The 25,856-nt window shown below is 70.9% G+C and carries 24 protein-coding genes and 1 pseudogene; 13 read left to right on the plus strand and 12 right to left on the minus strand.

Translation table 11 applies throughout. The features are described 5' to 3' along the window. From ABZV42_RS25345 to ABZV42_RS25360, 4 genes are all read left to right on the plus strand, one after another. The coding region (locus ABZV42_RS25345; protein WP_356053657.1) for an RNA-guided endonuclease TnpB family protein at positions 1-619 on the plus strand (619 nt) is incomplete at its 5' end. 26 nt (positions 620-645) lie between these two features. Beyond that, on the plus strand, positions 646-1,032 hold the full coding sequence (locus tag ABZV42_RS25350; protein WP_356053659.1) for a PPOX class F420-dependent oxidoreductase: 387 nt from the start codon (positions 646-648) through the stop codon (positions 1,030-1,032). 366 nt (positions 1,033-1,398) lie between these two features. Then, the gene (locus ABZV42_RS25355) at positions 1,399-2,376 is read left to right on the plus strand and encodes a polysaccharide lyase family 1 protein (RefSeq protein WP_356053661.1); all 978 of its coding nucleotides are present in this window, start codon (positions 1,399-1,401) and stop codon (positions 2,374-2,376) included. 101 nt (positions 2,377-2,477) lie between these two features. Beyond that, positions 2,478-3,284, plus strand: coding sequence for a pectate lyase (locus ABZV42_RS25360; protein ID WP_356053663.1), 807 nt, complete (start codon positions 2,478-2,480; stop codon positions 3,282-3,284). Between the two features lie 128 nt (positions 3,285-3,412). On the opposite strand, the gene ABZV42_RS25365 is transcribed toward ABZV42_RS25360, so the two are convergent. From ABZV42_RS25365 to ABZV42_RS25380, 4 genes are all read right to left on the minus strand, one after another. Then, a complete protein-coding gene (locus tag ABZV42_RS25365; protein ID WP_355990530.1) occupies positions 3,413-3,802 on the minus strand; it encodes a hypothetical protein in 390 nt (129 codons plus the stop codon). A gap of 190 nt (positions 3,803-3,992) precedes the next feature. Further along, complete coding sequence (locus ABZV42_RS25370; protein ID WP_356053789.1) at positions 3,993-4,661, minus strand: TetR family transcriptional regulator; 669 nt, start codon at positions 4,659-4,661, stop codon at positions 3,993-3,995. A 739-nt stretch (positions 4,662-5,400) separates the two neighbouring features. Continuing rightward, positions 5,401-5,760, minus strand: coding sequence for a luciferase family protein (locus ABZV42_RS25375; protein ID WP_355990496.1), 360 nt, complete (start codon positions 5,758-5,760; stop codon positions 5,401-5,403). A gap of 206 nt (positions 5,761-5,966) precedes the next feature. Continuing rightward, entirely contained in the window at positions 5,967-6,647 is a 681-nt protein-coding gene (locus ABZV42_RS25380; protein ID WP_356053665.1) for a DUF6445 family protein, read from the minus strand. Between the two features lie 306 nt (positions 6,648-6,953). On the opposite strand from ABZV42_RS25380, the gene ABZV42_RS25385 reads away from it, so the two are divergent. Both ABZV42_RS25385 and ABZV42_RS25390 read left to right on the plus strand, forming a co-directional pair. Continuing rightward, positions 6,954-7,718 carry a peptidoglycan-binding protein gene (locus tag ABZV42_RS25385; RefSeq protein ID WP_356053667.1) on the plus strand — a complete coding sequence of 255 codons (765 nt, stop codon included), beginning with the start codon at positions 6,954-6,956 and terminating at the stop codon, positions 7,716-7,718. 177 nt (positions 7,719-7,895) lie between these two features. Continuing rightward, positions 7,896-8,120 (plus strand): annotated as a pseudogene (locus ABZV42_RS25390) (hypothetical protein); the annotation flags it as partial. A gap of 85 nt (positions 8,121-8,205) precedes the next feature. On the opposite strand, the gene ABZV42_RS25395 reads toward ABZV42_RS25390, so the two are convergent. Beyond that, entirely contained in the window at positions 8,206-8,895 is a 690-nt protein-coding gene (locus ABZV42_RS25395) for a nucleoside/nucleotide kinase family protein (RefSeq protein ID WP_356053669.1), read from the minus strand. A 218-nt stretch (positions 8,896-9,113) separates the two neighbouring features. Between ABZV42_RS25395 and ABZV42_RS25400 the strand changes: the two genes are divergently transcribed. Continuing rightward, positions 9,114-9,851, plus strand: coding sequence for a beta-phosphoglucomutase family hydrolase (locus ABZV42_RS25400; protein WP_356053671.1), 738 nt, complete (start codon positions 9,114-9,116; stop codon positions 9,849-9,851). Continuing rightward, positions 9,848-12,193, plus strand: a complete 2,346-nt coding sequence (locus tag ABZV42_RS25405) for a glycosyl hydrolase family 65 protein (RefSeq protein ID WP_356053672.1) — start codon at positions 9,848-9,850, stop codon at positions 12,191-12,193. Before ABZV42_RS25400 ends, ABZV42_RS25405 begins: the two co-directional genes overlap by 4 nt. A 23-nt stretch (positions 12,194-12,216) precedes the next feature. Here ABZV42_RS25405 and ABZV42_RS25410 read toward each other — a convergent pair whose 3' ends face one another. From ABZV42_RS25410 to ABZV42_RS25435, 6 genes are all read right to left on the minus strand, one after another. Beyond that, positions 12,217-13,473: a serine hydrolase domain-containing protein gene (locus tag ABZV42_RS25410; protein WP_356053675.1), complete on the minus strand. Its 1,257-nt coding sequence runs from the start codon at positions 13,471-13,473 to the stop codon at positions 12,217-12,219. Positions 13,474-13,754: 281 nt separating this feature from the next. Continuing rightward, the gene (locus ABZV42_RS25415) at positions 13,755-15,095 is read right to left on the minus strand and encodes a CAP domain-containing protein (RefSeq protein ID WP_356053677.1); all 1,341 of its coding nucleotides are present in this window, start codon (positions 15,093-15,095) and stop codon (positions 13,755-13,757) included. An 86-nt stretch (positions 15,096-15,181) separates the two neighbouring features. Then, positions 15,182-15,526 (minus strand): YkvA family protein, encoded by a 345-nt coding sequence (locus ABZV42_RS25420; RefSeq protein ID WP_355990514.1) that lies wholly within the window; start codon positions 15,524-15,526, stop codon positions 15,182-15,184. Positions 15,527-15,634: 108 nt separating this feature from the next. Then, positions 15,635-16,531 (minus strand): MBL fold metallo-hydrolase, encoded by an 897-nt coding sequence (locus tag ABZV42_RS25425; protein WP_356053679.1) that lies wholly within the window; start codon positions 16,529-16,531, stop codon positions 15,635-15,637. A gap of 50 nt (positions 16,532-16,581) precedes the next feature. Beyond that, positions 16,582-16,965, minus strand: coding sequence for a hypothetical protein (locus ABZV42_RS25430; protein WP_339133349.1), 384 nt, complete (start codon positions 16,963-16,965; stop codon positions 16,582-16,584). A 368-nt stretch (positions 16,966-17,333) separates the two neighbouring features. Continuing rightward, entirely contained in the window at positions 17,334-18,257 is a 924-nt protein-coding gene (locus tag ABZV42_RS25435; protein ID WP_356053681.1) for a MurR/RpiR family transcriptional regulator, read from the minus strand. A gap of 194 nt (positions 18,258-18,451) precedes the next feature. Here ABZV42_RS25435 and ABZV42_RS25440 point away from each other — a divergent pair, with 194 nt between their 5' ends. Together ABZV42_RS25440 and ABZV42_RS25445 are read left to right on the plus strand one after the other, a co-directional pair. Then, entirely contained in the window at positions 18,452-18,850 is a 399-nt protein-coding gene (locus ABZV42_RS25440; protein WP_356053683.1) for a hypothetical protein, read from the plus strand. Continuing rightward, positions 18,847-19,683: a DUF1206 domain-containing protein gene (locus ABZV42_RS25445; RefSeq protein ID WP_356053685.1), complete on the plus strand. Its 837-nt coding sequence runs from the start codon at positions 18,847-18,849 to the stop codon at positions 19,681-19,683. Before ABZV42_RS25440 ends, ABZV42_RS25445 begins: the two co-directional genes overlap by 4 nt. Positions 19,684-19,801: 118 nt before the next feature. Here ABZV42_RS25445 and ABZV42_RS25450 read toward each other — a convergent pair whose 3' ends face one another. Further along, positions 19,802-21,136, minus strand: coding sequence for an RICIN domain-containing protein (locus ABZV42_RS25450; RefSeq protein ID WP_356053687.1), 1,335 nt, complete (start codon positions 21,134-21,136; stop codon positions 19,802-19,804). Between the two features lie 1,148 nt (positions 21,137-22,284). Here ABZV42_RS25450 and ABZV42_RS25455 point away from each other — a divergent pair. The 3 genes from ABZV42_RS25455 (at position 22,285) to ABZV42_RS25465 (ending at position 25,810) form a co-directional block, all read left to right on the plus strand. Then, positions 22,285-23,124 carry an SDR family oxidoreductase gene (locus ABZV42_RS25455; protein ID WP_356053689.1) on the plus strand — a complete coding sequence of 280 codons (840 nt, stop codon included), beginning with the start codon at positions 22,285-22,287 and terminating at the stop codon, positions 23,122-23,124. Positions 23,125-23,288: 164 nt separating this feature from the next. Next, a complete protein-coding gene (locus ABZV42_RS25460; protein WP_355989039.1) occupies positions 23,289-24,770 on the plus strand; it encodes a cytochrome ubiquinol oxidase subunit I in 1,482 nt (493 codons plus the stop codon). Further along, positions 24,767-25,810: a cytochrome d ubiquinol oxidase subunit II gene (locus ABZV42_RS25465; protein ID WP_355989036.1), complete on the plus strand. Its 1,044-nt coding sequence runs from the start codon at positions 24,767-24,769 to the stop codon at positions 25,808-25,810. Before ABZV42_RS25460 ends, ABZV42_RS25465 begins: the two co-directional genes overlap by 4 nt. The last annotated feature ends 46 nt before the right edge of the window (positions 25,811-25,856 follow it).

Below are 25,856 nucleotides of genomic sequence, written 5' to 3' on the forward strand. Positions count from 1 at the left end.
CGACAGCCCCCGCTTCCTGCGCCGGGCCGAGAAGCGCCTGAAGAAGATGCAGCGGGACCTGTCCCGCAAACAGAAGGGCTCCAACAACAGGGGCAGGGCCCGGCTGAAGGTCGCCCGCGCTCACGCACAGGTCACCGACACGCGCCGCGAGTTCCACCACCAGCTCTCCACCCGGCTGATCCGCGAGAACCAAGCGATCGCCGTCGAGGACCTGTGTGTCAAAGGACTCGCCCGCACGCGCCTGGCCAAATCCGTCCACGACGCCGGATGGTCCGCGTTCGTGACCATGCTGGAGTACAAAGCCGCCCGGTACGGACGCACCCTCGTGAAGATCGGCCGGTTCGAACCGACTTCCCAGGTGTGCTCCGCATGTGGCGTCAAGGACGGCCCCAAACCGCTGAACGTCCGGGAGTGGACGTGCTCGGCGTGCGGGATGGTCCTCGACCGGGACGTCAACGCGGCGGTCAACGTCGCCAAGGCCGCCGGACTGGCGGCATCAGCCTGTGGAGCGCAGGTAAGACCGGCACCCGTGCCGGCACAGCGCAACGAAACAGGAACCCGCCAGGAGCTGCCCACCGCGTCACCGCAGTGGGAGCAGACTGGAATCCCGGGCCCTTAAGCCCGAGAGGATGTCAAACTTCGGCCATGGACGAGGCCACGCTGGACTCGCTGGGATCGGGCAAGTATCTGCTGATCACCAGCTATCGCAAGAACGGTACGGGGGTCGCCACGCCCGTATGGGTGGTGCGGGACGGTACGGCGCTGTGCGCCTGGACCGTGGCGGACAGCTGGAAGGTGAAGCGCATCCGCAACCGGGCCGATGTCCTCGTCGGTCCGTGCGACGTGCGCGGCAGGCCGACGGGGGAGCCGGTCGCCGCCACGGCGGAGATCGTCGACGCGGGCGAGACCGCCCGTTATCGCAAGCTCATCGCCCGCAAGTACGGGGTGGTGGGCCGTCTCACCCTGCTGGGCAGCCGTCTGCGCCGAGGCGACAGCGGCACGGTCGGCATCCGCGTCGCCCTGTCTTCGTGACGTAGTCACCCAGCGCAATGTCCCGGGAGGGCGCGCCCTCGGCGCCCTCCCGTCGGCATGTGTGCCCGCCGACAGGCGTCCGCCGATGTCCTCGGGCCGGTGTCCATGCGGGAGTTGGCCGGATGTGTGGTGCGCGAGGCGTTGACTAGAAAGCGCTTACCGTTTACGTTCCCGTTCAACAGCGTGACCCGTGTGTGACATCTCGTGTGCGAGACATCGGATCTCTGAGCCGCACCACCTGGGAAATTCACCGATACAGCTCGCGTTCAGTCCATGAGCTTCGTTTCGTACGCCCTGCACTGTTCACATACAGGTTCGACGTCTGTGTGCATGTCCGCAGCCGTGACTCTGAAGGGACACCCCCGCATGCGTACTCGCCCCCCGCACCAGCGTTCCCGTCTCGCCGTGCTGACGGCCGGGGCCGCCACTCTGGCGGTCGCCACCGCGCTCGTGCTGCCGCAGTCGGCCGGAGCCGCCGAGACCGCGCCGATCGGCTTCGGTGCCGGGACCACCGGCGGTGGCGGCGCGAGCGCCGTCACCGTCACGACGCTCGCCGCCTTCAAGACCGCCGTCACCGGTGACACGGCCAAGGTCGTGAAGGTCAGCGGCCTGATCTCGCTCAGCGGCCAGGTCGACATCGGCTCCAACACCACTGTCCTGGGCGTCGGTTCGGCGTCCGGGTTCACCGGCGGCGGACTGCGCCTGAAGAAGGTCACCAACGTCGTCGTCCGCAACCTGAGCATCAGCAAGCCGGTCGCGCCCGCCGACGGCATCACCGTGCAGGCCTCGACGAAGGTCTGGATCGACCACAACTCCTTCTCGTCCGACCGCGACCACGGCAAGGACTACTACGACGGACTGGTCGACATCACCCACGCCTCGGACTACGTCACCGTCTCCTGGAACACCTTCAAGGACCACTACAAGGGCTCGCTCGTCGGCCACAGTGACAGCAACTCCAGCGAGGACACGGGGCACTTGCGGGTGACGTACTACCACAACTGGTTCAACAACGTCAACTCCCGTATTCCCAGCCTGCGTTTCGGCACCGGGCACTTCTACGACAACTACGTCGTCGGCGCCGACACCGCGGTGCACTCCCGCATGGGCGCCCAGATGCTCGTCGAGAACAACGTCTTCCGGAGCACGTCGGTCGCCGTCACGACGAACCGCGACAGCGACGTGGACGGTTACGCCAACCTCACCGGCAACGATCTCGGCGGGGCCACGACCGAGATCTCGCAGGTCGGCACGTTCACGAAGCCGCCCTACAGCTACACCGCCGAGCCGGCCTCGACCGTCGTCGCCTCGGTGACGTCCGGCGCGGGCACCGGAAAGCTCTGACGGTCCCCTCCGTCGAGCCTCCCCGCCCGGCCTCCCTGCTGGGCACCCCCCCACTCCCAACCCCCCACTCCCCAACCCCCACAGGAAGAAGGCATCGGGACATGACGTCATCAGCACGCTCGGGCGCGAGGCGGCGCGCCCTCACCGGCACCCTCGCCGCGCTCGGCCTCTCGGCCGCCATGGTGATGGCCGACGGAGCCCTGACACCGGCGAGCGCCGCCACCTGGCCCACCGCGACCGGCAGTCAGGCCGTCTCCTCCACCATCTCGGTCTCCGGTACCAAGGACTACGGGATGAAGCGCCTCTACGGCACCGGTGACCTGGGTACGGGCAGTCAGGACGAGGACCAGGGGCCGATCCTGGAACTGGCCGCGGGAACCGTCCTGAAGAACGTCATCATCGGCGCACCCGCCGCCGACGGCATTCACTGTCTGGGCAGTTGCACGCTCCAGAACGTCTGGTGGGAGGACGTCGGCGAGGACGCGGCGACCTTCCTCGGCTCCTCGTCGTCCAACGTCTACACCGTCAGCGGAGGTGGCGCGAAGCAGGCCAGTGACAAGGTGTTCCAGTTCAACGGCGCCGGAACGCTGAACGTGTCGAACTTCGCGGTGCAGACCTTCGGCACCTTCGTGCGGTCCTGCGGCAACTGCAAGACGCAGCACAAGCGGACGATCAATCTCAGCGCCATCGAGGCGACCTACAAGGGGAACAAGCTCGTCGGCATCAACACCAACTATGGCGACAGCGCGACGCTCAGGTCCATCAAGATCGTGGGGGACAGCAGCAAGAAGATCGTCCCCTGCCAGAAGTACACAGGCAACAACACCGGGGCGGAGCCGACGACGAACGGCAGCGGCCCCGACAGCACCTACTGCAAGTACGCGGCCTCCGACATCACCTACGGCTGACGGTCGTCGCCCGGCGGCTGAACGGTCCGGTCCTGCGCGCCGGTTCGTTCAGCCGCGTACGGCTGTCCGTTCCCGGCCCGCCGTACGCGGGATGCGCGGACGGCGGCCCCGGTGCGGCACGGCGGTGCTCAGCTCCAGCCGCCGTACGGGCCGTCGATCAGCTGGAACACCGGCTGCCGGCGCACCGGGTCCTGGGCGGTGGCGAGCTGCACCCGGTCGCCGCTGTGGACGGTGGCGGGCGACCCCATGACCCGGCCGCGCACGGTGAAGCCCTCCGCCATCTCGATGAGGGAGACGTTGCGGGCCGCCGGGGTGTTGCGGTGGATCACCGTGGAGTGGCGCACGACGCCCGTGCCCGCGCTCGCCTCGGTGCGCAGGTCGCTGCCCGCGCACACGGGACACAGAAGGCGGTTGTGCATGGCGGTGCCGCACCAGTGGCACCGCTGGAAGAGCAGGACGTCCCCGGTGCGTTCCGCCGAAGCGGTGTCGACGCGGTCCTCAAAACCCGCGTCGAGCACGTCCGTCGAGGTGTCGAGGCCCGGGTGAAGGGCGATTCCTGGGTGGTACACGATGTCATCTCCCTGCGCTCGGCCGGAGTCCGATGTGCGCGGATCGCCGTGCACGACCACAGGTTATGGCACTGAGTGTCACTCGTAAAGGCACTCTGTGCCCTCAAATTGAAGAAGAGGACCGATGGCCGGCCCGCGCTCAGTCCCGCGCGAAGGCCGACTCGATCTCCTGGACCACCCGCCACATGGGCGCTCCGCGCCGCGACACGACGACCACCACGTCCTCCGCTTCCGCGGGCGCCGGTGCGGCGGGCGTGGAGCCGAACGTGTTCTGGACGTAGCCGAGGGCCCGGTCGACGGCCGCCTCGGCGTCACCCGTCCCGTCCGAACGCAGCCAGGACCGCAGGGCGTTGTTGTGCGCGGCGACCACGGCCGCGGCGACGACGTCGGCCCGCAGCGTGTCCGTGCGGGCCCCCGCGGAGCGGCCGCGCAGATAGTCGGCTAGGGCGCGCTCGTAACGCCAGACGACCGACAGTTCGTACGCGCGCAGGCCGGGCACCTTCCTGGTGAGGCGGTAGCGCTGGACGGAGAACGTCGGGTTCTCCGCGTACATGCGCAGCACGAGCCGGGCGGCGTCGCACACCCGCTGCACCGGGTCATGGGTGCCGGCGTCCTCGGCCAGGAACGCCGTCATGTCGGCCAGGCAGCGCTCGTGGTCGGGGAAGACCACGTCCTCCTTGGACGGGAAGTAGCGGAAGAACGAACGCCGGCCGACCCCGGCGAGCGCCACGATGTCGTCGACGGTGGTCTCCTCGTAGCCGCGCTCCAGGAACAGCTGGAAGGCGGCTCCCACCAGGGCGTCCCGCATCGGCGGTTTGACGGTGGTCGCGTCGGCGGGTTCGCGGCGCCCCGGTTCCTCGTTCATGGTCGGAAACTAGCATCGAAGCCGAGGTGATGGCACTCGGTGCGCTGCTGACAGGGAACTGAGTGCCCTGGCCGTCTTCGCCGGACGTCCGTGCCGGATCCGTCCGTTTTCGCCTGACGTCCGTGTCTGACCCGTCCGTTTCCGCCGGACGTCTGTACCGGAACCCCCTTGTCATGGCTGGACGTCCGTGCCGGAACTCCCTCGTCTTGGCTGGACGCCCGTACCGGATCCGCTCGTCTTGGCCGGACGTCCGTGCCGGATCCCCTGGTATCGGCCGGACGCCCCTGTCGGAGCCGTCCGCCTCGGCCGGTCGCCCGCGGCTCGATCAGCCTCGGAACCAGCCGGCCCGCACCTCGGAGCGACCGGTTCCCCATGTGGCTGGATTGTGTTCGCTCGTGAACTTCGTTAGCGGGTGGTGAAGTTGACAGCCCATCAACGGTGATCGACTATGTGGTCGAGCCGTGCCCGAGTCGGGCAGGCGGGCCGCCCTTCACCCGGAGGCGTCGTCCCCGGGGCCTGTGCCGCCATCACCGTCGCCGACCGCCGCAGGCGCGCGACGGGGCGGCCGCCCCTGACGCGCCGCGTCATCACCCCCCGGATGGCGCGGTGAGAAGAGCCTCGGCACTCGTTCCCGCACGAGTGCCGAGGCTCGACTGCTTCCTGCCGACGCCCGCCGGTCGGCTCAGCGGCCGTTGCAGGTCGCCGAGAAGATGTCGTCGCCCGCCAGGTGCCCGTTCCGGTGGGCCTGAAGGGCGACGCTCACCAGGGTCAGCAGCAGGTCGATGTCCGAGTCGACTTCGAGATGGATGGTCAGCCAGCGGGAACCGGGCACCATGCGGATGGCCGTCGATGTCCTGAGGTGGTCCTCGAAGCGCCGGATGGCCCGGTCGGTGAGGTGCAGGTCGACATCGTGATCGGAGTGGAAGTGGATGATCTCGCACCGCGCCGCACACAGTGCGCGCCCCGTGCCGCAGCTCGGCAGGGACTCCGCGAGGTCCGGCCAGTCGGCCAGTCGCGTCATGGCTCTGGAGGCCAAGGTCATGCGCCCATCATGACGAGCGCACCTCCCGGCCACCAGGACTTGGCCGGGAGGTAATCCCTCGACCGCCTGGGAATGTCCGGTTTTCGGCTGGTAGTCGAGGACGTCTCAACTTCCGTGCCCGACCGGCACAACGCGGTGCGGCCCCGGACGCGAAGGTCCGGGGCCGCACTTGGTACCGGGAACCGGCCCCGGGGAGCCGGTCCGGGTCACGCCATCCAGAAGAAGACGGCGGTCATCCGTTTGTCGTCCATGGTGGTCCCGCAGTAGCCGGTGGCGCTGTGCATCAGGTTGGCGTTGTAGAGGAGCAGCCGGTTGTAGCGGTGCTGGACGCGGATGTCCTCGACGAAGGAGTCCGGCGGGACGAAGCGCGTCCCGAGAGCCTCGACCAGATTGCTGTGCGGCGCGACGACGACGTTGCCGCCCAGCCGGCCGCCGGGCAGGGACTGCCGGAAGAAGGCCGTTCCGCAGTCCTTGGGGACGGCGGGGTTCAGATAGAGCACCGCCGCGTAACGGCACAGGGCGCGGGAATCCGTGTGCGGGCGTGGCTCGCCCTCGTCCTTGCCGACGACCTGGACGCAGTTGTGGTTGAGCGTGGCACCCGACGGGGTCGACTGCTGCCACAGCTTCGGGGCACCGGTCGCCTTCCTCACGAGCCGCTCCACGCGGGCCAGTTCGTCCGGTTCAAGGCCGGGCATCGTCCGCAGACCCGGCCAGCTCTCCGAGGTGTACGGGTAGCCCTTGGCCCAGTCGTCCCTGCCGACGCACCGGGCCCGCACGGCGTCCGGGTCGGGCAGAACGTCGTCGAAGACCCAGTAGTCCCGATCACGGGTGGGTTTCCGGTAGGGGAGGACCGGCAACACCGGTGACCTCGGGGGTTGTGGGGGCATGCGGCCGACCTTATAGACGCGTCCGTCAGCGATCTCCAGGGAATTGGTCAACCTTCCGCCAACTCGGTTCATGGATCGTCCAAGGCCGGCGCGTCCCGCGTCGGCGAATACCCGTGCGCGAAGTCCGTGCGCAATCCGGACGCCAACAACGGCTGCGGCGAGCCGAGTTCACCTGTTCACCACGGGACACGGCGGCGGACTTCCCGCCGTGATCACTGGTGTGACCGAACGGTGAACGTCCCGGCCCGCGTCCGCGTATCACTGCACAGGGACGGCGGGAGACCGCGTGTACGGAAGGAGAGCAGTGTGTCGACACGGCCCGAACGCGGGAGGTCCACCGGGCGCTCCGTGATCGAACCCACGCGCATCGAGCGCCGCCGCCGCTCCGAGTCGCTGGCGGAGCTGCTCCGGCAGGTGCGCGAGAAGGAGGGCATGACCGACGCGGACGAGGCCTGTGAGCCCGTCTCCGCGCCGCCGCCCCTCGTACGGCTCCTGCCCGTCCTCGAGGAGGACGAGACCGAGGAACTGCCCCCGGTCCTGGAGGGGGAGGACTACACGGCCGACACCCCGCCGCCTTTCGGGGCCGGCACGGTCGGCATGTCACCCGTCGGAGGCGGGCCCTCGTCCGGGGCCGGACCCGAAGGTGCCCATGGCCTGGCGCGCGGTGCGGGCCTGCGCCGTGCCGCGATCACCCTCGCCGTCGCGGCGGCCGGCCTGACCGGCTTCGCCCTCGCCCTCCTGGTGCCGGGCGCCGGGTCGGGGGACGCAGCCGCGGGAGCCGCGGGACACTCCTCGACGGCACCGGCCGACCGAGCAGCCGGTGCCTCCGATCCGGACGGAGCCGGCACCCTCCGCGAAGGCGACAGCGGCCCCGAGGTGACGGCCCTTCAACAGCGGCTGCTCCGCGTCCCCGACGTGTACGCCAACGGCAGCACCGACGGCGCCTACGACGCCACTCTCGTCGCCGCCGTCGCCCGCTTCCAGCTCTGGTACGGCATCCGGGGCGACGAGTCCGGCGTCTACGGAAACGACACCCGGGCCGACCTGGAATCCAGGACGGCGGCCCCCTGAGACGGCCGGGGCGGTGGCGCGGTGACGGTCGCTCCCTCCGCCCCGGCCCCCCTTCGTGCTCCCGGACACCACGATGTTCGTGAGGCGGACACCCCCGCTCGCGCTCATCCGCCCACCCGGCGTCCGCGCGATCCTGGCGGGGACGGAGCGGCCTCCGGCGCGAGGGGCTGATCTGCCGTGCTTCTCCCCTACCAGCGGGGCCGGTTGCACGACCTGCCCGACGATCCGCTCGCCTACGATGCTGTCCTCGCCGCGGTCGTGGAGGAGGCCCTCGCCCGGCTCACTCCCGAGGGCAACCTCGAACATCCCGCGGCCCGTGAGGACATCGGCGACACCTCACTGGGCCTCACCTCCCTGCTGACTCTCGCCCGGCAGCGCACCGGGGATCCCCGTCTGCCGGACGACCTGCACGTCTTCGCCGTCCGGTACGGGCCCGGCGGCCCCTGCACCCCCGCGGGCGACACGCACGCAGAGCCCGAAGCGCAGATCAGGCCCCGCTGACCCGCTGCCCTGTTCCGTCGGCCGCCGCCGCGACCACCGCCGGTCCGACGACGAGGTCGGCGCGGTCGCGCGTCGCGGCGACCCGTTCGGCGTTGCGCTGATCCGTGCCGAGCACCCACGCCACCGCCGTGTCGTGGTCCTTCCCGAACTCCTCGTGGCGCGCGACCAGCCTCCCGACGCGCTCGGCCTCGTCGAGCTCGCAGAACCACACCTCGTCGAGCTGGGCACGGGCCCGCGCCCACGCGTCCTCGCGCAGCAGCAGGTAGTTCCCCTCGGTGACGATCAGACGGGCGGCCCGGGGAACGGCGATGGCTCCCGCCAGGGGCTGTTCGAGGACCCGCTCGAAGCCGGGCGCGTAGACGAGATCCTCCTCGTCCTCACGCAGCCTGCGCAGCAGCGCCGCGTACCCCGCCGCGTCGAAGGTGTCCGGAGCCCCCTTCCGGTCCCGGCGCCCCAGCCGGTCGAGCTCGGCGTCCGCGAGATGGAACCCGTCCATCGGCACATGGGCGACACGGAAGGGCCCGTCCGCGTCGAGGCGCGCGACCAGTCGCCCGGCGAGCGTCGTCTTGCCCGCCCCGGGACTGCCGGCGATCCCGAGCAGGGCGCGCCGGCCGGGCCGTACGAGCGCGGCGGCCCGTTCCACCAGCGCGTCGAAGGACGCATCAACCTCGGTCATACGAGCGCGGACACGGGCAAGGGGACAGCGATCTGCATGCCCTCCAGTATCGACGACGCGGGGCACGGGGGAAGTGCCCTGACGGGCGGACGGGCGGACGGGCGGAGGGGCAGGAACGGGCGGCGCGGTCGACGGCGGCGGAGCCCGGTCCCTGAGCCAGGGCGGTGATGTGGCGCTCGCCACCCGGTGGAGCCGGCTTGCGGGGGCAGACTCCTCGTATGACCGATCTCGGCCTGCCGAAGCAGATCCTGGCCTGCCTCTTCGACCTCGACGGGGTCATCACCAGAACCGCCGTGGTCCACGCGGCCGCCTGGAAACGGACGTTCGACGACTTCCTGCGGGAACGCGACGGCGACGGATTCCGCCCCTTCGACGACGGCGACTACGCCGCGTACGTGGACGGAATGCCACGTGCCGACGGCGTACGCTCCTTCCTCGCCTCGCGCGGCATCGAACTGCCCGAGGGAACCCCCGACGACCCGCCGGACAAGGCCACCGTCCACGGCCTCGGCAACCGCAAGAACCAGCTGCTTCTCGACATGATCCGCACCGACGGGGTCGAGGCCTACGAGGGCACGCTGCGCTACATCGAGGCGGTCCGGGCGCGCGGCCTGCGGACCGCGGTCGTCTCCTCCAGCGCCAACTGCCTGGATGTCCTGCGCTCGGTGGGGGCGGAGGCACTCTTCGACGTGCGCGTCGACGGTGTCGTCGCCGCCGAACGGCGGCTGCCGGGCAAGCCGCGCCCCGACACCTTCCTGGCCGCGGCGAAGGACCTCGGGGTCACGCCGTCCGAGGCGGCCGTCTTCGAGGACGCGCTCGCCGGCATGGACGCGGGCCGCTCGGGGCACTTCGGATACGTGGTCGGCGTGGACCGCGTGGGCCAGAGCGACGCCCTGCGCGCCCACGGCGCCGACATCGTCGTACGGGACCTGGACGAGCTGGGGGAGCGCGCGTGATCACTCACTCGTCCTACGGAGTCGAGCCCTGGGCCCTGCGCGAGAGCGAGCTGCATCTCGGGCTGCTGCCGCAGAGCGAGTCCGTGTTCGCCCTCGCCAACGGCCACATCGGCTGGCGCGGCAACCTCGACGAGGGCGAGCCCCACGGCCTGCCCGGAACCTACCTGGGCGGCGTCCACGAGGTCCACCCGCTGCCCTACGCGGAGGCGGGCTACGGCTATCCGGAGTCCGGGCAGACCGTCATCAACGTCACCAACGGCAAACTCATCCGGCTGCTCGTCGACGACGAACCCTTCGACCTGCGCTACGGACGGCTGCGCTCCCACGAACGCGTCCTCGACCTGCGCACCGGGCTGCTCACCCGCACCTGCGAGTGGACCTCACCGGCCGGCTCCACGGTCCGGGTGCGCTCCACCAGGCTGGTCTCCTTCACCCAGCGGGCGATCGCGGCCGTCGCCTACGAGGTCGAGCCCGTCGACAGCCGGATCAGGGTGGTCGTCCAGTCGGAGCTGGTAGCCAACGAGCAACTCCCCGGCCGCGACGGCGATCCGCGGGCGGCGATCGCCCTGGAGTCGCCGCTGGAGGCGGAGGAGCACTTCGCGGCCGGCACCCGGCTGCGGCTCGTGCACCGCACCCGCCACAGCGGCCTGAGGGTCGCGGCAGCCGCGGACCACACGGTCGAGGGACCCGAACGGACCGCCCTGAGCAGCGAGAGCAGCGACGACGTCGCCCGCCTCACGGTCACCTCCGTGCTGGAACCGGGCAGCGCACTGCGCCTGGAGAAGATCGTCTCCTACGGCTGGTCGGGCAACCGCTCCCTGCCCGCGCTGCGCGACCAGGCCGACGCGGCCCTCGCCGCCGCCCGGCACAGCGGCTGGCGGCAGCTCGTCGACGAACAGCGCGCCTACCTGGACGACTTCTGGGACCGCGCCGATGTCGAGGTGGACGGCGACGAGGAGATCCAGCAGGCCGTCCGCTTCGCCCTGTTCCATGTACTCCAGGCGGGCGCCCGCGCCGAACAGCGAGCCATCCCCGCCAAGGGCCTGACCGGTTCCGGATACGACGGCCACGCCTTCTGGGACACCGAGACCTTCGTCCTGCCGCTGCTCACCTACACCTCGCCCGGCGCCGTCGCCGAGGCGCTGCGCTGGCGCCAGAACACCCTCCAGGCCGCCCGCGAACGGGCCGCCCAACTCGGCCTGCGCGGAGCCGCGTTCCCATGGCGGACCATAGCGGGATCGGAGGGTTCGGCGTACTGGCCGGCAGGCACCGCCGCGTTCCATGTGAACGCCGACATCGCCGACGCCGTCGTCCGCTACACCGCCGCCACCGGCGACACGCGGTTCGAACGCGACACCGGCGTCGAGCTGCTGACCGAGACGGCACGGCTGTGGCGGTCCCTGGGACACCACGACCACCAGGGCGGGTTCCACATCGACGGGGTCACGGGGCCCGACGAGTACAGCGCCGTCGCCGACGACAACACGTACACCAACCTGATGGCCCGGGCGAACCTCCTCGCCGCCGCCGACGCCGTCGAGCGGCACCCCCGCCGGGCCGCGGAGCTCGGCGTCGACGAGGAGGAGAGCGCGGCCTGGCGCGACGCAGCCGACGCCATGCACATCCCCTACAACCACGAACTGGGCGTCCACGAACAGCACTCCGGATTCACCCGCTACCAGCGCTGGGACTTCACGGCCACCCGCCCCGACCAGTACCCGCTGATGCTGCACTTCCCCTACTTCGACATCTACCGCAAGCAGGTCGTCAAACAGGCCGACCTGGTCCTCGCCCTCTACAAGTGCAGTCCGTTCTTCGACGACGAGCACAAGGCCCGCGACTTCGCCTACTACGAGCCGCTCACCGTCAGGGACTCCTCCCTGTCGGCCTGCTGCCAGGCCGTGATCGCCGCCGAGACCGGCCATCCCGGCCTCGCCTACGACTATCTGGTCGAGGCCGCGCTGATGGACCTGGAGGACCTGGAGCACAACACCCGCGACGGCCTGCACATCGCCTCGCTCGCCGGGACCTGGACGGCCCTGGTCGCCGGCTTCGGCGGGCTGCGTCACCACGGAGACTCCCTGGAGTTCGCGCCCCGGCTCCCGGAACGGTTCAGCCGCCTCGCCTTCTCCCTGGAGATCCTCGGCCGCCGGCTGCGCGTGGAGATCGAGCAGGACGTCGCCACCTACACGCTCGCGTCCGGCGGCCCGCTGGAGATCCGCCACCATCGCGAACCCCTCACCGTCGACGCCGACAAGCCCCGCAGCCTGCCCATCCCGGCGCCCCGGCTGCGCCCCGCCCCGGACCAGCCGCCCCACCGGCGGCCGAACTCCCGGGGCTGAGACGCGGCGCGGGCCTCGGCGCGTCAGTCGCGGGTGACGGAGGGCGCGATGTCCTCGTGCCGCTCCATCGGCGCCGTGCCGGGGCCGGCGACCCGTGCGGCGGCCTCGGCCGCGGCACTGCCGCAGAACGCGGGCTCCAGGGCGCGGTACATGGTGTTGAGCACGGCCGTGTTGTTGGAGGTGTTGGCCAGGGCGGTGAGGCTGCGCTTGCCGTCCTTGGTGGTGAAGGCGTACGTGTAGTAGCCCTGCACGGTTCCGGTGTGCCCGTACACAGAGATCCCGCACGACAGGTCGCGGCGGCGCAGGCCGAGGCCGTAGGACGTGGTGCTGTTGACCCGCGTCCACTTCGTCATCTGGGTCAGCTGCGCGGCGGACATGAGCTTGCCGCGCAGCAGCGCGGAGAAGAAGACGTCCAGGTCGTGCGGGGTGGAGATGATGCCACCCGCGCTCTGCGCCCAGGAGGCCGTCTGCCGGGTGGAGTCCACCAGGGACGCCCCCGCCGTGTCGGGCGTGAGGTAGCCGTTGGCGTGGCGGCCCGGGATCGCGGTGGCGGGATGGACGTAGAAGGTGCCGGTCAGGTTCAGCGGGGTGAAGATGCGCTTCTGGTACTCGGTGGCGACGGTGTGTCCGGTCAGCTTCTCGATCAGCATGCCGGCGACGACGAAGTTGGTGTTCGAGTACGAGTAGGCGGCCCCCGGCGCGTTGGTGCGCGGCTTCCGAAGCGACAGCTTCACCAGGTCGCGGTAGCTGAACACCTTGTTGCGGACGGCCTCGAAGCCGGAGACGGACGGGGCGAACATGTCGTTGGTGTAGTCGTACAGACCGCTGCGATGGCTCAGTACGTGCCGCACCGTGATCCGGTCGTCGGGGAGCAGGCCCGGCAGATAGGTGTTGACCGGCTTGTCGAGCTTCAGCCTGCCCTCGTCGACCAGCTGGAGGAGCACCACGGCGGAGAAGGACTTGGTGACGCTGCCGACGCGGAACCGGTCGTTCGTGCTGATGGTCCGTCCGGTTGCCAGGTCGTCGACCCCTTCGACCAGCCGGTGCACCGTGCCGTTGTCGTCGATTCTCGCCATCGCGCCAGGTGCCCCCTGAGCGAGTGCCGTCCGCAGGATCGCCCGTAGACCCGCGTCGTCGGGCGCCGCGGCGGCGGCCACCGCGGTCCGTCCGGCGCCGGCGTGCTGGGTGCCCGTGGGCGTCACGGCCCCCGCGGGGGCCGCCAGCAGGGACACCATGACCGCGCCCAGCGCCGTCCCCGTAACCGCCGTTGCTGAGACCATCTGCTTCTCCCGAGTGCCATCTGCCGGTTCGACGTCCCGGCCCGAACCGCGCCGCGGATGCGGGCGACGGCACCATCTGTACGCGCTGAAGAGGCGCGCGGGTTGCATTGGCCGGGGATGATGCGCAAACGGGGAGCCGGAATCGGCGAATTGGCGGAAAGCTGCCCTACGGGTCTGACCGGTCCGCACCGGGTCCGGGATCGAGCCCGGCTCAACCGACGGAGAGGTCGGGGAGCTGACGCCGGCTCAGCAACCGTGGACGTCGGAAGGCTGACGCCGGCTCAGCCGCCGAAGAGCTGGGTCCAGTACGTGCCCGCCCTGCTGCCACCGGCCAGACCGATGCCTATGTGGGTGAAGTCGCGCTTGAGGATGTTGGCGCGATGGCCGGGACTGTCCATCCAGCCCTGGACGACCTCGGCGGGAGTGCGCTGTCCGCAGGCGATGTTCTCGCCGATGCTGCCGCGGGTGCAGCCGGCGGCGGCGGCCCGGTCCCATGGCCGGCCGCCCTCGGGGGAGGTGTGCGCGTAGAAGTCGCGGGCCACCATGTCGGCGCTGTGGGCCTGGGCCGCGGCGGTGAGCGTCGCGTCGGTGCCGAGGGGCGGCAGTCCGGCCGAGGCACGCTCGGTGTTGGTGAGCGCGATGACCTCGCGGGCCGTCTTCTCCAGGCCCGCCGGGCTGAACGCCGACGCCCACAGCGCCGTCCAGTACAGGTCGCCCGTACGTGGGTGGGGGACGCAGGCCACTCCTGCCTGGTCAAAGGCGGGATCGCACAGCGTGCGCCGTGACTGCTCGGCGGAGAGGCAGTACTCGACGAACTCGTGCGGGGTGCGCGGGCCGGAGACCAGATGCTCGCCGATCGTCAGGTAGGCATAACCGGCGGAGACGACGCGCTGGTAGACGGACACCCCGTCCGGGCTCTCCACTCCGAGCGTGCCGCGGGCCGCCATGGCGCCGGCGTGGTCCTGAGCGGCGGCGGTCAGCCGGGCGTCCAGGCGCACGGGCGGTGAACCGGCCATGGCGCGCGCGGAGTTCACGGGTCCGAGGAACCCGTCGAGGCCGGGGTTGTCCCCGGGCGTCCGCGACGGTCCGCCCCGGGAGGCCGCGACGGTCCCCGTTCCCGGTGTGCCGGCCGACGGCGTGGTGTCCTCGGTGACATCGACCCCGAAGTCCCGCGCGATGCCGGCCAGTCCGTCCGCGTAGCCCTGCCCGAGGGCACGGAGTTTCCAGGCCGTACCGCGCCGGTACAGCTCGGCGAGGAGCAGCACGGTCTCCCGCTGGGGCCGGGGCGGGGTGAACCGGGCGAGGGCGCGGCCGTCCGACGCGGTGACCTGAACCGTGGGGGAGGGCAGCCGGCCGAGGGGGGTCGTGAGGTCGGCGGGGCTGACGACGAGGGTGACACGGGACGCTCCGGGCCGCAGCCGCGGCGGATCGACGCTCAGCCGGTCGCCGGAGAGACGGACGCCGGGCGCGGCGGGCTGGTTGTAGAACACGAAGTCACCGTCGCCGCGCACCCGGCCGCTGTCGTCGGTGACGAGCGCGGACACGTCGAAGGGACCGGGGACCCTGAAGGTCAGGACCCCGTCCGGCAGAGGCGTGTTGCCCCCGGGAACCAGCTCGCTCATTCCGCCGCCCGTCGATGTCGTGATCCGCGCTCCCCGCCAGGGACGCGGAGCACGGGCCGTCGACCGCTCAACGGACCACCGGCGCCTTACGGTTCCCGCGACCGGCGCGCGGCCGGGCGGGAGCCGCGCAGGGAGGGGGCGACGGGCGGCAGGAGCGGCGCGGAGGGAGCCGCGGCGCGCAGCGAGCGCAGGGCGAGCAGCATGACGCCGATGTCGTCCAGGTAGACGGGGTCGGGCAGCAGATCGGTCGGCAGCACGAGATAGACGACGGCGCCCCAGAACACCCAGCGGGATCCGGTCGGCAATCCGGCCCGGCGCAGATCACGGCGGGTGCGGACGAGCCGGCGCAGAAGCACCAGCGCCACCGAGAGCGCGGCGGCCGCGAGTACCGCGACGATCACGAGGAGCAGGGTCCACGAGGTCGAGTCCATGGTTCCGTCCAGAGGTGTCGTCGGGTGCGCTTCCTTCCCGTGTGCCCGCTCGCGCCCAGGCTATCGCCCCGGGCAGGGCCGTCCGGGCGTGTGTTTCCGTGTGTTTCCTCACGGGTGGGTGTCGCGGCGGCAGATGACGAAGTCGTCGAAGACGTGCCGGCCGGGGCGTGAGCCGGCGGACTCGACGGCTCGGCGCAGGTCCAGCAGCTGATCCGTGGTCATCTGGAGCGGTGGCTCGTCCGGCTGGTACGTGGTGCGTACGGGGTAGTCCCGCCCCGGTTCCCGGGTCATCTCGATGTGGCAGCCGAGTACGTGGGTGACGGGACGGCGTCCGCAGAAGTCGATCAGCCGGTAGACGGTACGGGTGAAGGCCGGCCAGTCCTCGACGTACAGGCGTCCGGGGTAGACCGTGTCGCCGGTGAACAGGATCCCGGTCCAGGGGTCGTAGAACGTCACCGCGGCCTCGTGATGCCCGGGTGTGGCCAGGCATTCCAGCACCCGGCCGCCGAGGTCGACCCGGGCGACGGCGTCGGCGTCGTCACGGAAGCCGAAGAAGTCCCAGGCGCTGTCGAGGGCCGCGTCCACGACCTCGGTTCCGGGACGGCCGGTGAACTGGCCGTCCCCGGCGATGTGGTCGCCGTGCGGATGGGTGTGCAGCACCAGCAGTCCGTAGTCGTCACGGGGGTGCCCGGCCAGCCAGGACTCCATCAGCTCGTCGACGACCCGGCGCAGCGGGAAGTGCCGGGCCGAGGCGGTGGCGCCCGTGTCGATCAGGACGGCCCGCGCGGTCCCGAACAGCAGGAACATGAAGGGCGCCTCGTAGTCGACCGCCATGTTCTGGCGGAGGACCACCGTGTGCTCGTCGTAGGCGTGGACCTGGATGTCGGGGTCCGTGTTGTGCTTCGCCGAGGGCGAGCCGTGGATCCACCGCACGTCGAGCGGTGCGGCCGCCGCGGAATCACCGCCTCCACGGGCACCGTCGGTCTGCTTGCGGGCACTGTCCACGCCGTCTCCCTCGGACTCGGTCCTGCCGGGCCACGGCAGGGCCCGGGACCTCAGTTTCGCTGGTGGGCGTGGTCCACGAGCGCCTGGGACACCGTACGGATGCTCCGGGCGATGTGCTGGAGCTGCATCACCTCGGCGGCGTACATCTTGATGGAGTGCTCGATCACGCCCTCCTGAAGGCCGAGGCCGGGCAGCTCGGAGCGGGCGGTCTGAAGTGCCGTGCGGGCGACCCGTATCTCCTGCTGCACCTGGAGGTGTGCGTGGCGGGCGAGCAGGACCGGGTGCTTGTGCAGGACGGGATAGCTCGCGTAGCGGCTCGGCACCAGCTCGCGCAGCCATTTCACCGCCGATCGCTCCCAGTCGAAGCTGCCGGGGGTCTTGACCTGGCACGGCCAGTCCGAGGTGATCGGTGAATACGTCAGGGCCATGTTCATCGCTTCCGGGTTACGTCGGCGGGGGACTCTGGGGGCGGCCCCGGCATAGGGGTACCGGGGCCGCCACCACGGGTCTCGCAGGCGAGACCCGCTCGAAACCCGGGACCCGATGCGGGTAGGAGCGGAGGGCCCCGGGCGTTCATGGGTCGTGACCTGGAAGCCTCCAGGGGCACGATCCGAAAGAAGTATTTATATATGCGGCCGGAAGCGCAAGGGCATGAAAACATTCATGCGTGCTTTGATCTGAATGATCCCGTCATGCCGTGGTGGGTGCGGGTACGGGAGAAGCGTCCGCGTGGCACCGGACCGCTCCGCGTGATATCGGAACCGGGCTGCGCTCGGGCCGGGGCGCAGGGCAGGGCCGGGCGTCAGTCCCGCAGGAAGAACTGGTGTTGCTCGGCCACCTGTTCGTACTCCTCCAGACGCGCCTGGGTGCGCTCGGGATCGGCGTCCGTCATGGCCTGGAGCAGTGCCGCCGACAGCACCACGGGTGCCGCGTACGAGTCGAAGACGAGGCGGGAACCGGTGCCGGTGGCGAAGGTCACGTCCGCCTCGTCGGCCAGCGGGCCGAGACCGAGATCGGTGATCAGGGCCACCCGGAGGCCCGCGCTGCGCGCGACCCGCATGGCCGTGAGCGTCTCATGGGCGTGCCGGGGCATCCCGAAGGCCAGGACCCAGGTGCCGCCCGCCTCCCGCGACTGGAGCAGCGCGTCGTAGGCGACCGACCCGCCGCGCGTCACGACCCGCACGTCCGGATGGATTCGGCGGGCGGCGTACGCGAAGTACTCGGCCAGCGAGCCGGAGATCCGCAGCCCGAGGACCGTCAGCGGCGCCGACTCCGACAGGACCCGGCCGACGCGGATGATCTGGTCGGGATCGGTGAAGTCCCGCCGCAGGTTCTCCAGGTTCTCGATCTCGGCGTCCACCGCTGCCTGGAGCTCGTTGCTCGTGACCTCGGCCGGAGTGCCCGGTGTGCTGCCCAGGGTGCTGAGCGCGATGGCCTGGAGGCTCTCGCGCAGCGCCGGGTAGCCGCTGAAGCCCACCGCCGCCGCGAAACGGGTCACGGAGGGCTGGCTCACCCCCACCCGCTCGGCGAGGTCGGTGATCGACAGGAACGCGGCCTCGGTGATGTGCTCGATCAGATAATGGGCGATGCGCCGCTGGCCGGGGGAGAGCCGGGGGCCGTCGAACAGCTCTCTGAGCTGGGACGTGGGCGCCACGTCCGCCTCGGGCGCCGTCTTTCCCGAGGTGATCGCGGATGCCTGTGCGCGTGCCTGCTGCGCCGATGGCACCGGTGCGCTTCCTCCTTCATGTCCCACGAGAACTCAACATAGCTCACGGACCTTTCTGACCTGGGCCGGTACGGGCGCAAGCAATGCGTGCGTTCCTCGTTTCACACGTGATCGCGGGGTACCCGGACAAGCGTCACGACGTGCTCGTCCGCGGGCGCGCCTGCCTGTTCGCCGACGCGAGGGAGAGGGTTTCCATGAGCGTGCAACAACTGCCCGCGTCAACGGTCCACGTGATGCTCGGGGACTGTTCCGCGGCCGACGCCAAGAGTGTGCTCAGTGTCCTGTGCGGCCGCTTCACCGCTGACCGGAAGGGGGCGGACGAGCCCCACGAGTCCGTGAGCGGCAGACCGACGGTGTGGACCGTGCTGTTCGACACCGCCGGTGATCCCGGCGGAACTGCCGGGCCTGTCGTGGAGCTTTCGGGGCAGCCGACCGTGGAGGCGCAGGGCGGCCCCCTCGCGACACAGCGTCTGCGGGAGGCCCTCGACGTCGCCTTCACCGTGCACGAACTGGGCACGGAGGCCGGTGATCAGGAGGTTCAGATGAAGCTGCGGCTGGATTCGGGAACGGCGCACGAGACGCGGTCCGCGTGAACGCGGGGTCGCTGGCCCGTGACGGAGAGATCGGAGCGCGCCGGGCGGCCACCGGCTCGGCGCGTGACGGCGCGGCTCGTGCGGGGCTGGCCGCCCGAGGGGTGATCTACGTCCTCGTCGGCGTGCTGGCCCTGCGCATCGCTTTCGGCGACAGCGGCGGGCGGCAGGCGGACCGGGGCGGCGCGCTCCAGGAGATCGCCACGAAACCGTTCGGCGCGGTCCTGCTGTGGGCTTTGGGCGCCGGGCTCGTGGGCATGGCGCTGTGGCGGCTCTCCGAGGCACTGTTCGGCGCGGCGGGACAGGACGGCGGCAAGGCGGGCAAACGCCTGATGTCGGCCGCGCGGTGCGTGTTCTACGGGTTCGTCGCCTACTCCGTGCTGGCCTTCGCGGCCGGTTCGCGCGGCAGCGGCTCGGGCGACAGGCAGTCCCGCGATGTCACGGCCAAGGCGCTGGGGCTGCCCGGCGGTCAGTGGATCGTCGGCGCCGCCGGGGCGGGCCTGGTCGTCGCGGGCGTCTGGATCGCCGTACGGGCCGTGATGCGCAAGTACCACAAGCACCTCAAGCTCGGCGAGATGTCCCGGCGGGTGCGCAGGGCGGTCGACACGGCGGGCGTGGGCGGCGGGGCCGCGCGTGGCGTGGTGTTCGCGGGCGCGGGAGCCTTCGCGGTCCGGGCCGCCGTGCAATACCGGCCCGACCAGGCCAAGGGGATGGACGGCACCCTGCGGTCCTTCGCCGCAGCGCCGGCGGGCCCGTGGCTGCTGGCCTGCGTCGCCGCCGGCCTCGTCCTGTTCGGGCTGTTCTCGTTCGCGATGGCACGGTGGCGGAGGGTGTAGACCACGCCTGTCCGTGACGCCGGGTTGCCGAGGGTGTGAGGGCGCGTCTGTTCGTGGCGGGTGCCGTGAGGGGCCTTCGCGACACGTCCGGCGAAGGCCCCTCACGGGTGTGGACGTGTCAGGGCCGCGCGGTGAGGGCGAAGCTCTGGGCGGCCGAACCGTCACAGCCGCGCTGGGTGAGCTGGACGCTGTTCGCGGGGGAGCCCGCCGCGCTCAGGCACTTGCCGCTGTGGCGGGCGACGAAGTGATAGCGGCCCGTGCTCTCCCGCACCGGCTGCCACTGCTGGTTCTGGCCGTTCGACCAACTCCACAGCTGGAGCGCGGCGTTGTCGGCCGTCGAGCGGTCGGTGACATCGACGACCGCCTGCGGATTCAGGCGCAGTGCGATCCGCGTGTAGCCACTGTCGGTCGAGCGGAACTGGAATTGCTGCGCCTGCGTGCCGTTGCAGGCGTACTGCTGGACCGCGGTCCCGTTCGCCGTGCCGGCCGAACGGGCGTCCACGCAGGCGCCGTTGCCCGCGTCGGCCAGGGAGTACCAGGTGGTGTCGGAGATCGGGTCCGCCGGTGGCGTCGACGTGTCCGTCCCGCCGAGCCACTTGAGTCCGTCCAGCAGGAACCGGTTCTGGGTCGCGCTCGCGAACGTCGACGACAGCGTGGTGTTCGTCGCGTAGTCCATCGCGTTGTGACCGAAGTTCGCGTACAGCATCCGGTACTTCGTGTTGGTCCACAGGATCGGGTAGTAGCCGCTGTTCCACGTCTGGGCGGGGTCCGTGCCCAGCGGGAAGCTGCTGGGGTCGACCGAGGCGAGGACGCGGATGTCCGGGTTCTGCCGCAGGTCGTTGGACCAGCTGTACCACTCGCTGACCGACGAGGTGAACGTGGCGGGCAGGTTCACGGTGGAGGGATGCGTCCGGTCCTCGACCTTCAGGACGGCGGTCGTCGGCCCCCAGGTGTTGGACCTGAAGTCCCCGCTGCCCAGAAACTGGTTGTGGTACCAGGGCCAGCTCTGCGCGTCGGTGGTGAAGGCCGAGACGTGGAAGCCCATCCAGCCTCCACCGCCGCGCATGTACTGCTCGAAACCGGCGCGTTGGGCCGCGGTCTGCGGCAGGTCGTCGAGGAACAGGACGACTTGGTACGCCTGCACGCCTCCGTTGCTGAGCAGGTCCCAGTCGTTGCTGGCCGTGTAGGTGAAGCCGTTCGCCGCGGCCTGCCCGGGGAACCAGTCGTTGGCCTCGTGGACGAAGCTGATGTGGGCCGCGTCCCAGGTGCCGTTGTAGAGGGCGAGCACCTTGAACGGGGCCGCCGTGGCGCTCGCGTGCGCGGCGGGCGGCGCCGCCAGGCCGAGCAGGGTCGCCAGCAGGACGAGGAGCCGCAGGACTCCGCGCACCGGCGGTCCGGCCGTTCGATGATGCCCGGACTCTCTTCGGGATCCGCGCAGGGGGAATCTGGACATGCGGGACACTCCTGAATCAGTGGGGGGTTCATGTCTGTGAACATCGAATGCATTCATGGAGCCGTCGTGATCGGTGAACCTAAAGGTCTGCACCAAAGACGTCAAGATGTGAAACAGGCAAGCTCTTCAAATCGCCATCCGTTGCGATGAGTTGAAGGCATCGAGGGAGAGAGTTCCCCCGAACTCGACTTCTCGGCAGCGTTGTTGACCGGTGCGCCGCGGCCACGGCGTTACTTCCTGTCGCGAAGGCCGGCCAACGCTCCGGTGCCCTCGGGTGGCGGTCGCGGACCGGCGTTCACGTGTGGGGTTCCTTACAAGGTGATGACATGAGGGCGAATCGCACCCGCCTCACCCTCATCACAGGGCACTCTGGTTCCGGGTCGGCGACTCCTGTCCTGGAGAGACACGGAAATTGCCGGCCACCGCGCCGACCGGCAACGCCGGTTCGTGTCCTGCGGCAAGGGAAAGCGGCTGCCGCGGAACAGCGCCCCGGAGCACTTCCGGGGCGCCGTGCGTGCCGGACGCGGCCGGAGCGCCGGACGACGACCGCGACGGACCCGGCGGTCCCTGTGGACCCGGTGGATGACTGCGACAGCCACTGCGGACCCGGCGGACGAACGAGACAGGCCCTGCGGTCCCGACGTACGACCGCCACGACCGCGACGGCGTCTGCTGTCCCGGCGGATGGCCGGGACAACAACAGCGGCAGGACCTGCTGTCCCGGCGGACGACCGCGGTGACTGCGATCCCGGCGGACGGCCGCGACGACCGCGGCGGCTTCTGCTGTCCCGGCGGACGGCCGCGACGGACCCTGCGGCCCCGGCGTACGGCCCCGGTTCCTCCCTGATGGATCAGGCAGCCCCTCCCGCCGGTCGTGACCCCTGGTGGCGATGCGCGGGCGCCGGGCTGTTGCTCCGCCGGAGGGACCCGGCTACTTCCAACGGCCGAGCGGGGCGAGTCCGCCGTCGCCGACCCCCGGCGGGAGTGATTGCCTCGGTGCGGGGCCGCCGAACCCGAGGCCGGCCGGGCCGCGGCGGACGGATCCGCCAGAGGCCCGGGGACACCGGCCTCGTGCCGAGCGGGCCCGCCCGGGACGGGACACCGGCCCCGGTCCCCGCACACGGCGCACCGACGAACGGGAGACGGCAGTGACCTCAGGCACGGAGACAGGTGCGCAGCTGGCGGCACTGCCGTTGCTGAAGGGTCAGAAAGCACTGGTGACCGGGGCGAACTCCGGCATCGGACTGGCGACGGCGGTCGCACTGGGCCAGGCGGGCGCCGACGTCGTCGTCAACTACGTCCACGGGCAGGAAGCCGCCGAGGACGTGGTCCGGCAGATCCAGGGCTTCGGCGTACGGGCCTTCGCGTGCGAGGCGGACGTGTCCGACGAACGTCAGGTCGTCGGGATGTTCGCGCGCATGCTGAAGGAGTTCGGCACGATCGACATCCTGGTCGCCAACGCGGGCCTGCAACGGGACGCGCCGGTGACGGAGATGACCGTCGAGCAGTGGCACAAGGTCATCGACGTCAACCTCACCGGCCAGTTCCTGTGCGCCAGGGAGGCGACCAAGGAGTTCCTGCGGCGCGGAGTCGTACCGGAGGTCTCCCGCTCCGCCGGAAAGATCATCTGCATGAGTTCCGTGCACCAGATCATTCCGTGGTCCGGCCATCTGAACTACGCCGCGTCCAAGGGCGGCGTCCTCATGCTCATGCAGACCCTGGCACAGGAACTGGGCCCGCACGGAGTCCGGGTCAACGCGGTCGCCCCCGGTGCCATCAAAACCCCGATCAACCGCAGCGCCTGGGAGACCCCCGAGGCGGAAGCCGAACTGCTCAAACTGATCCCCTACCGCAGGGTCGGTGACACCGACGACATCGCCGCCGCGGTGACCGTACTGGCCTCGGACCTCATGGACTACGTCGTGGGCACGACCCTGTTCGTCGACGGCGGGATGACCCTCTTCCCCGGCTTCGCCACCGGTGGCTGAGGCGGCGGGCGCCCACGCTCCCCTCATCGTCCCGGGCGGACTCCGGCCCTCCCGGACAGCCCCGTCGCCCTCCCCGGCGGACCCCTCGCCTTCCCCGGCGACCCCGTCACCCTCCCGGGCGGACCTCTCGCCCGCCACCGCCGGCACCAGCCAATGAGGCCCGTATGAACAAGGCATTCGTCCTCCTGGCCGGCACCCCCGAGCAGCTGCTGCCCGCGCGCGAGCTGATGGCCTTCACCCTGGCCACTCACATCATCCTCGTGCCGCTCGGCGTGGCCCTGCCGTTCATCACCCTCGTCATGCACCACCGCGCCCTGCGCCGCAACGACCCGGTCGCCCTGCTGCTCGCCCGCCGCTGGTCGGCCGTCATGGCCGTGCAGTTCGCGGTCGGCATCGTCACCGGCACCGTGCTCTCGTTCGAGTTCGGGCTGCTGTGGCCGAAGATGATGGGCACCTGGGGAGACGTCTTCGGCCTCGGGTTCGGTGTGGAGGCCTGGGCGTTCTTCCTGGAGGCGGTGCTCATCGCCGTCTACCTCTACGGCTGGCGCCGCCTCCCGGCATGGCCGCACTTCTGGCTCGCCACACCGCTGCCGCTCGCCGCGCTGATGGGCGCGTTCGGCATCATCGGCGCCAACTCGTGGATGAACACCCCGCGGGGCTTCACCCTCGACTCCCAGGGCAGGCCCACGAACGTGGACATCCGGTCCGCCGTGTTCACACCGATGTTCGGCCCGCAGTACTGGCACTTCGTCGTGGCGATGTTCCTGACGGCGGGCTATGTCGTGGCCGGCGTCTACGCGGTCGGCTGGCTGCGCGGACGGCGGGACCGGTATCACCGGCTCGGGTTCTGCGTGCCGTTCACCGTCGCGGCGATCCTCACGCCGGTGCAGTTCTTCCTCGGCGACAACATCGCCCGGCAGGTCTACCAGAAGCAGCCGGTGAAGTTCGCCGCCATGGAAATGGTCTGGAAGACCGGCTCGCACGTTCCCGAGTACCTCTTCGGACGGCTCCAGTCCGACGGCACCATCAAGGGCGGCATCAAGATCCCCCAGCTGGACTCGATCCTGGCCGGGGGCAGCCCAGGCACCACGGTCACCGGGCTCACCTCCGTGCCCGCCGAGGACCGCCCCACCCCGACGCAGGCGACCATCGTCCACTGGACCTTCGACATCATGGCCGGCATCGGCAGCGCGCTGATCCTCCTCGCGCTCTGGTACGGGTGGTGCTGGCTGCGACGCCGTGACCTGCCCCGGTCGCCGTGGTTCTTCCGGTGCGCGGCGGTCGCCGGGGTGGCCAGTGTCGTCACCGTCGAATGCGGCTGGATCACCACCGAGGTGGGCCGCCAGCCATGGATCGTCTACCAGTACATGCGCGTCTCCGAGGCCGTCACGCCCACTCCCGCCCGTTCGCTGTGGACGATGTTCGGCGTCGTGGCGGTGGTCTACGCGCTGATGTTCGGCGCGTTCCTCGGCATCGTCCTCAAGATGAGCGGACGCTGGCGGCTCGCGGGCGCCACCGGGGCGGGAGGCCACGGACCGGAGGCCGACACGCCCTACGGGCCCCGGCGGGAGAGGGCCGACGCGACACAGGGCTCCGCCGCGCCCCCGGAGTCCGGTCAGCGGCCGGGACCGGGAGACACCCGATGACGGCCACGGTGGCGGCCTGGGTCCTGCTCCTCGCGACGGCCGCCTACGCCTGCGGCGGCGGGGTCGACTACGGGGCCGGCTTCTGGGACCTGGTGGCCGGCGGCACCCGGCGGGGCAGACGCCCGCGAGCCCTGATCGACGACGCGATGGAACCGGTCTGGGAGGTCAACAACGTCTGGCTGATCTTCGTCTTCGTCCTCATGTGGACCGGCTTCCCCGCCTTCTTCGAGGCCGTCTTCAGCGCCATGTGGCTCCCGCTGGCGCTGGCCGCCGTCGGTCTGGTGCTGCGCGGCGGGTGCTTCGCGCTCCGCAGGCCCACCCACCGGCTGGCCCGGCGCCGCGTCTTCGGAGCCGTCTTCGCCGTCGCCTCCGTGCTGACCCCGTTCTTCCTCGGCGCGGCGGTCGGCGGCGTGGCCTCGGGCAGGGCCGCTCCGGGCACCACCGCCACCGCCGACGCGTGGGCCAACACGACGTCCGTAGTGGCCGGGTGCCTGGCCGTCGCGGCCACGGCGTTCCTCGGGGCGGTCTTCCTCACCGCGGACGCCCACCGCTTCGACGCCCCGGACATGGTCGTCTACTTCCGGCGGCGCGCCTGGTGCAGCCTCGCCGCCGTCGGCGTCCTGGCCCTGATCGGCCTCGCCGAGACACGCGATCACACCGCGTACGTCTACCACGGCCTCACCCACGGCTTGGGGCTGCTGCTGGTGATCCTGTCGGCGGTGGCGGCCGCGGCCACCGCCTGGCTGGTCGCCGGACGGGCCGCGGGCTGGGCCAGGTTCACCTCGGTGGGCGCGGTGGCCCTGGTGATCGCCGCTTGGGGCACGGCCCAGCGGCCCTACCTCGTGCCCACCTCCCTCACGGTCCAGGAGGCGGCGGGCGCCCCGGGTTCGCTGCACTGGCTGCTGGTCGTCACGGTCATCGCGATCGTGCTCGTAGGACCCGCGCTGGTGCTGCTCTACCGCCTCGACACACGGGGTCTGCTCGAGGCCCAGACCGACGCGGACGTCGAGGGCGGCGCGGACCGCCCCGAAACGGGCTGACGGTCCGGCACCCCGGACAACGGACCGCGACGAACCGACCGTCGGC

The sequence above is a fragment of the Streptomyces sp. NPDC005281 genome, assembly GCF_040607495.1.
Classification (GTDB): Bacteria; Actinomycetota; Actinomycetes; order Streptomycetales; family Streptomycetaceae; genus Streptomyces.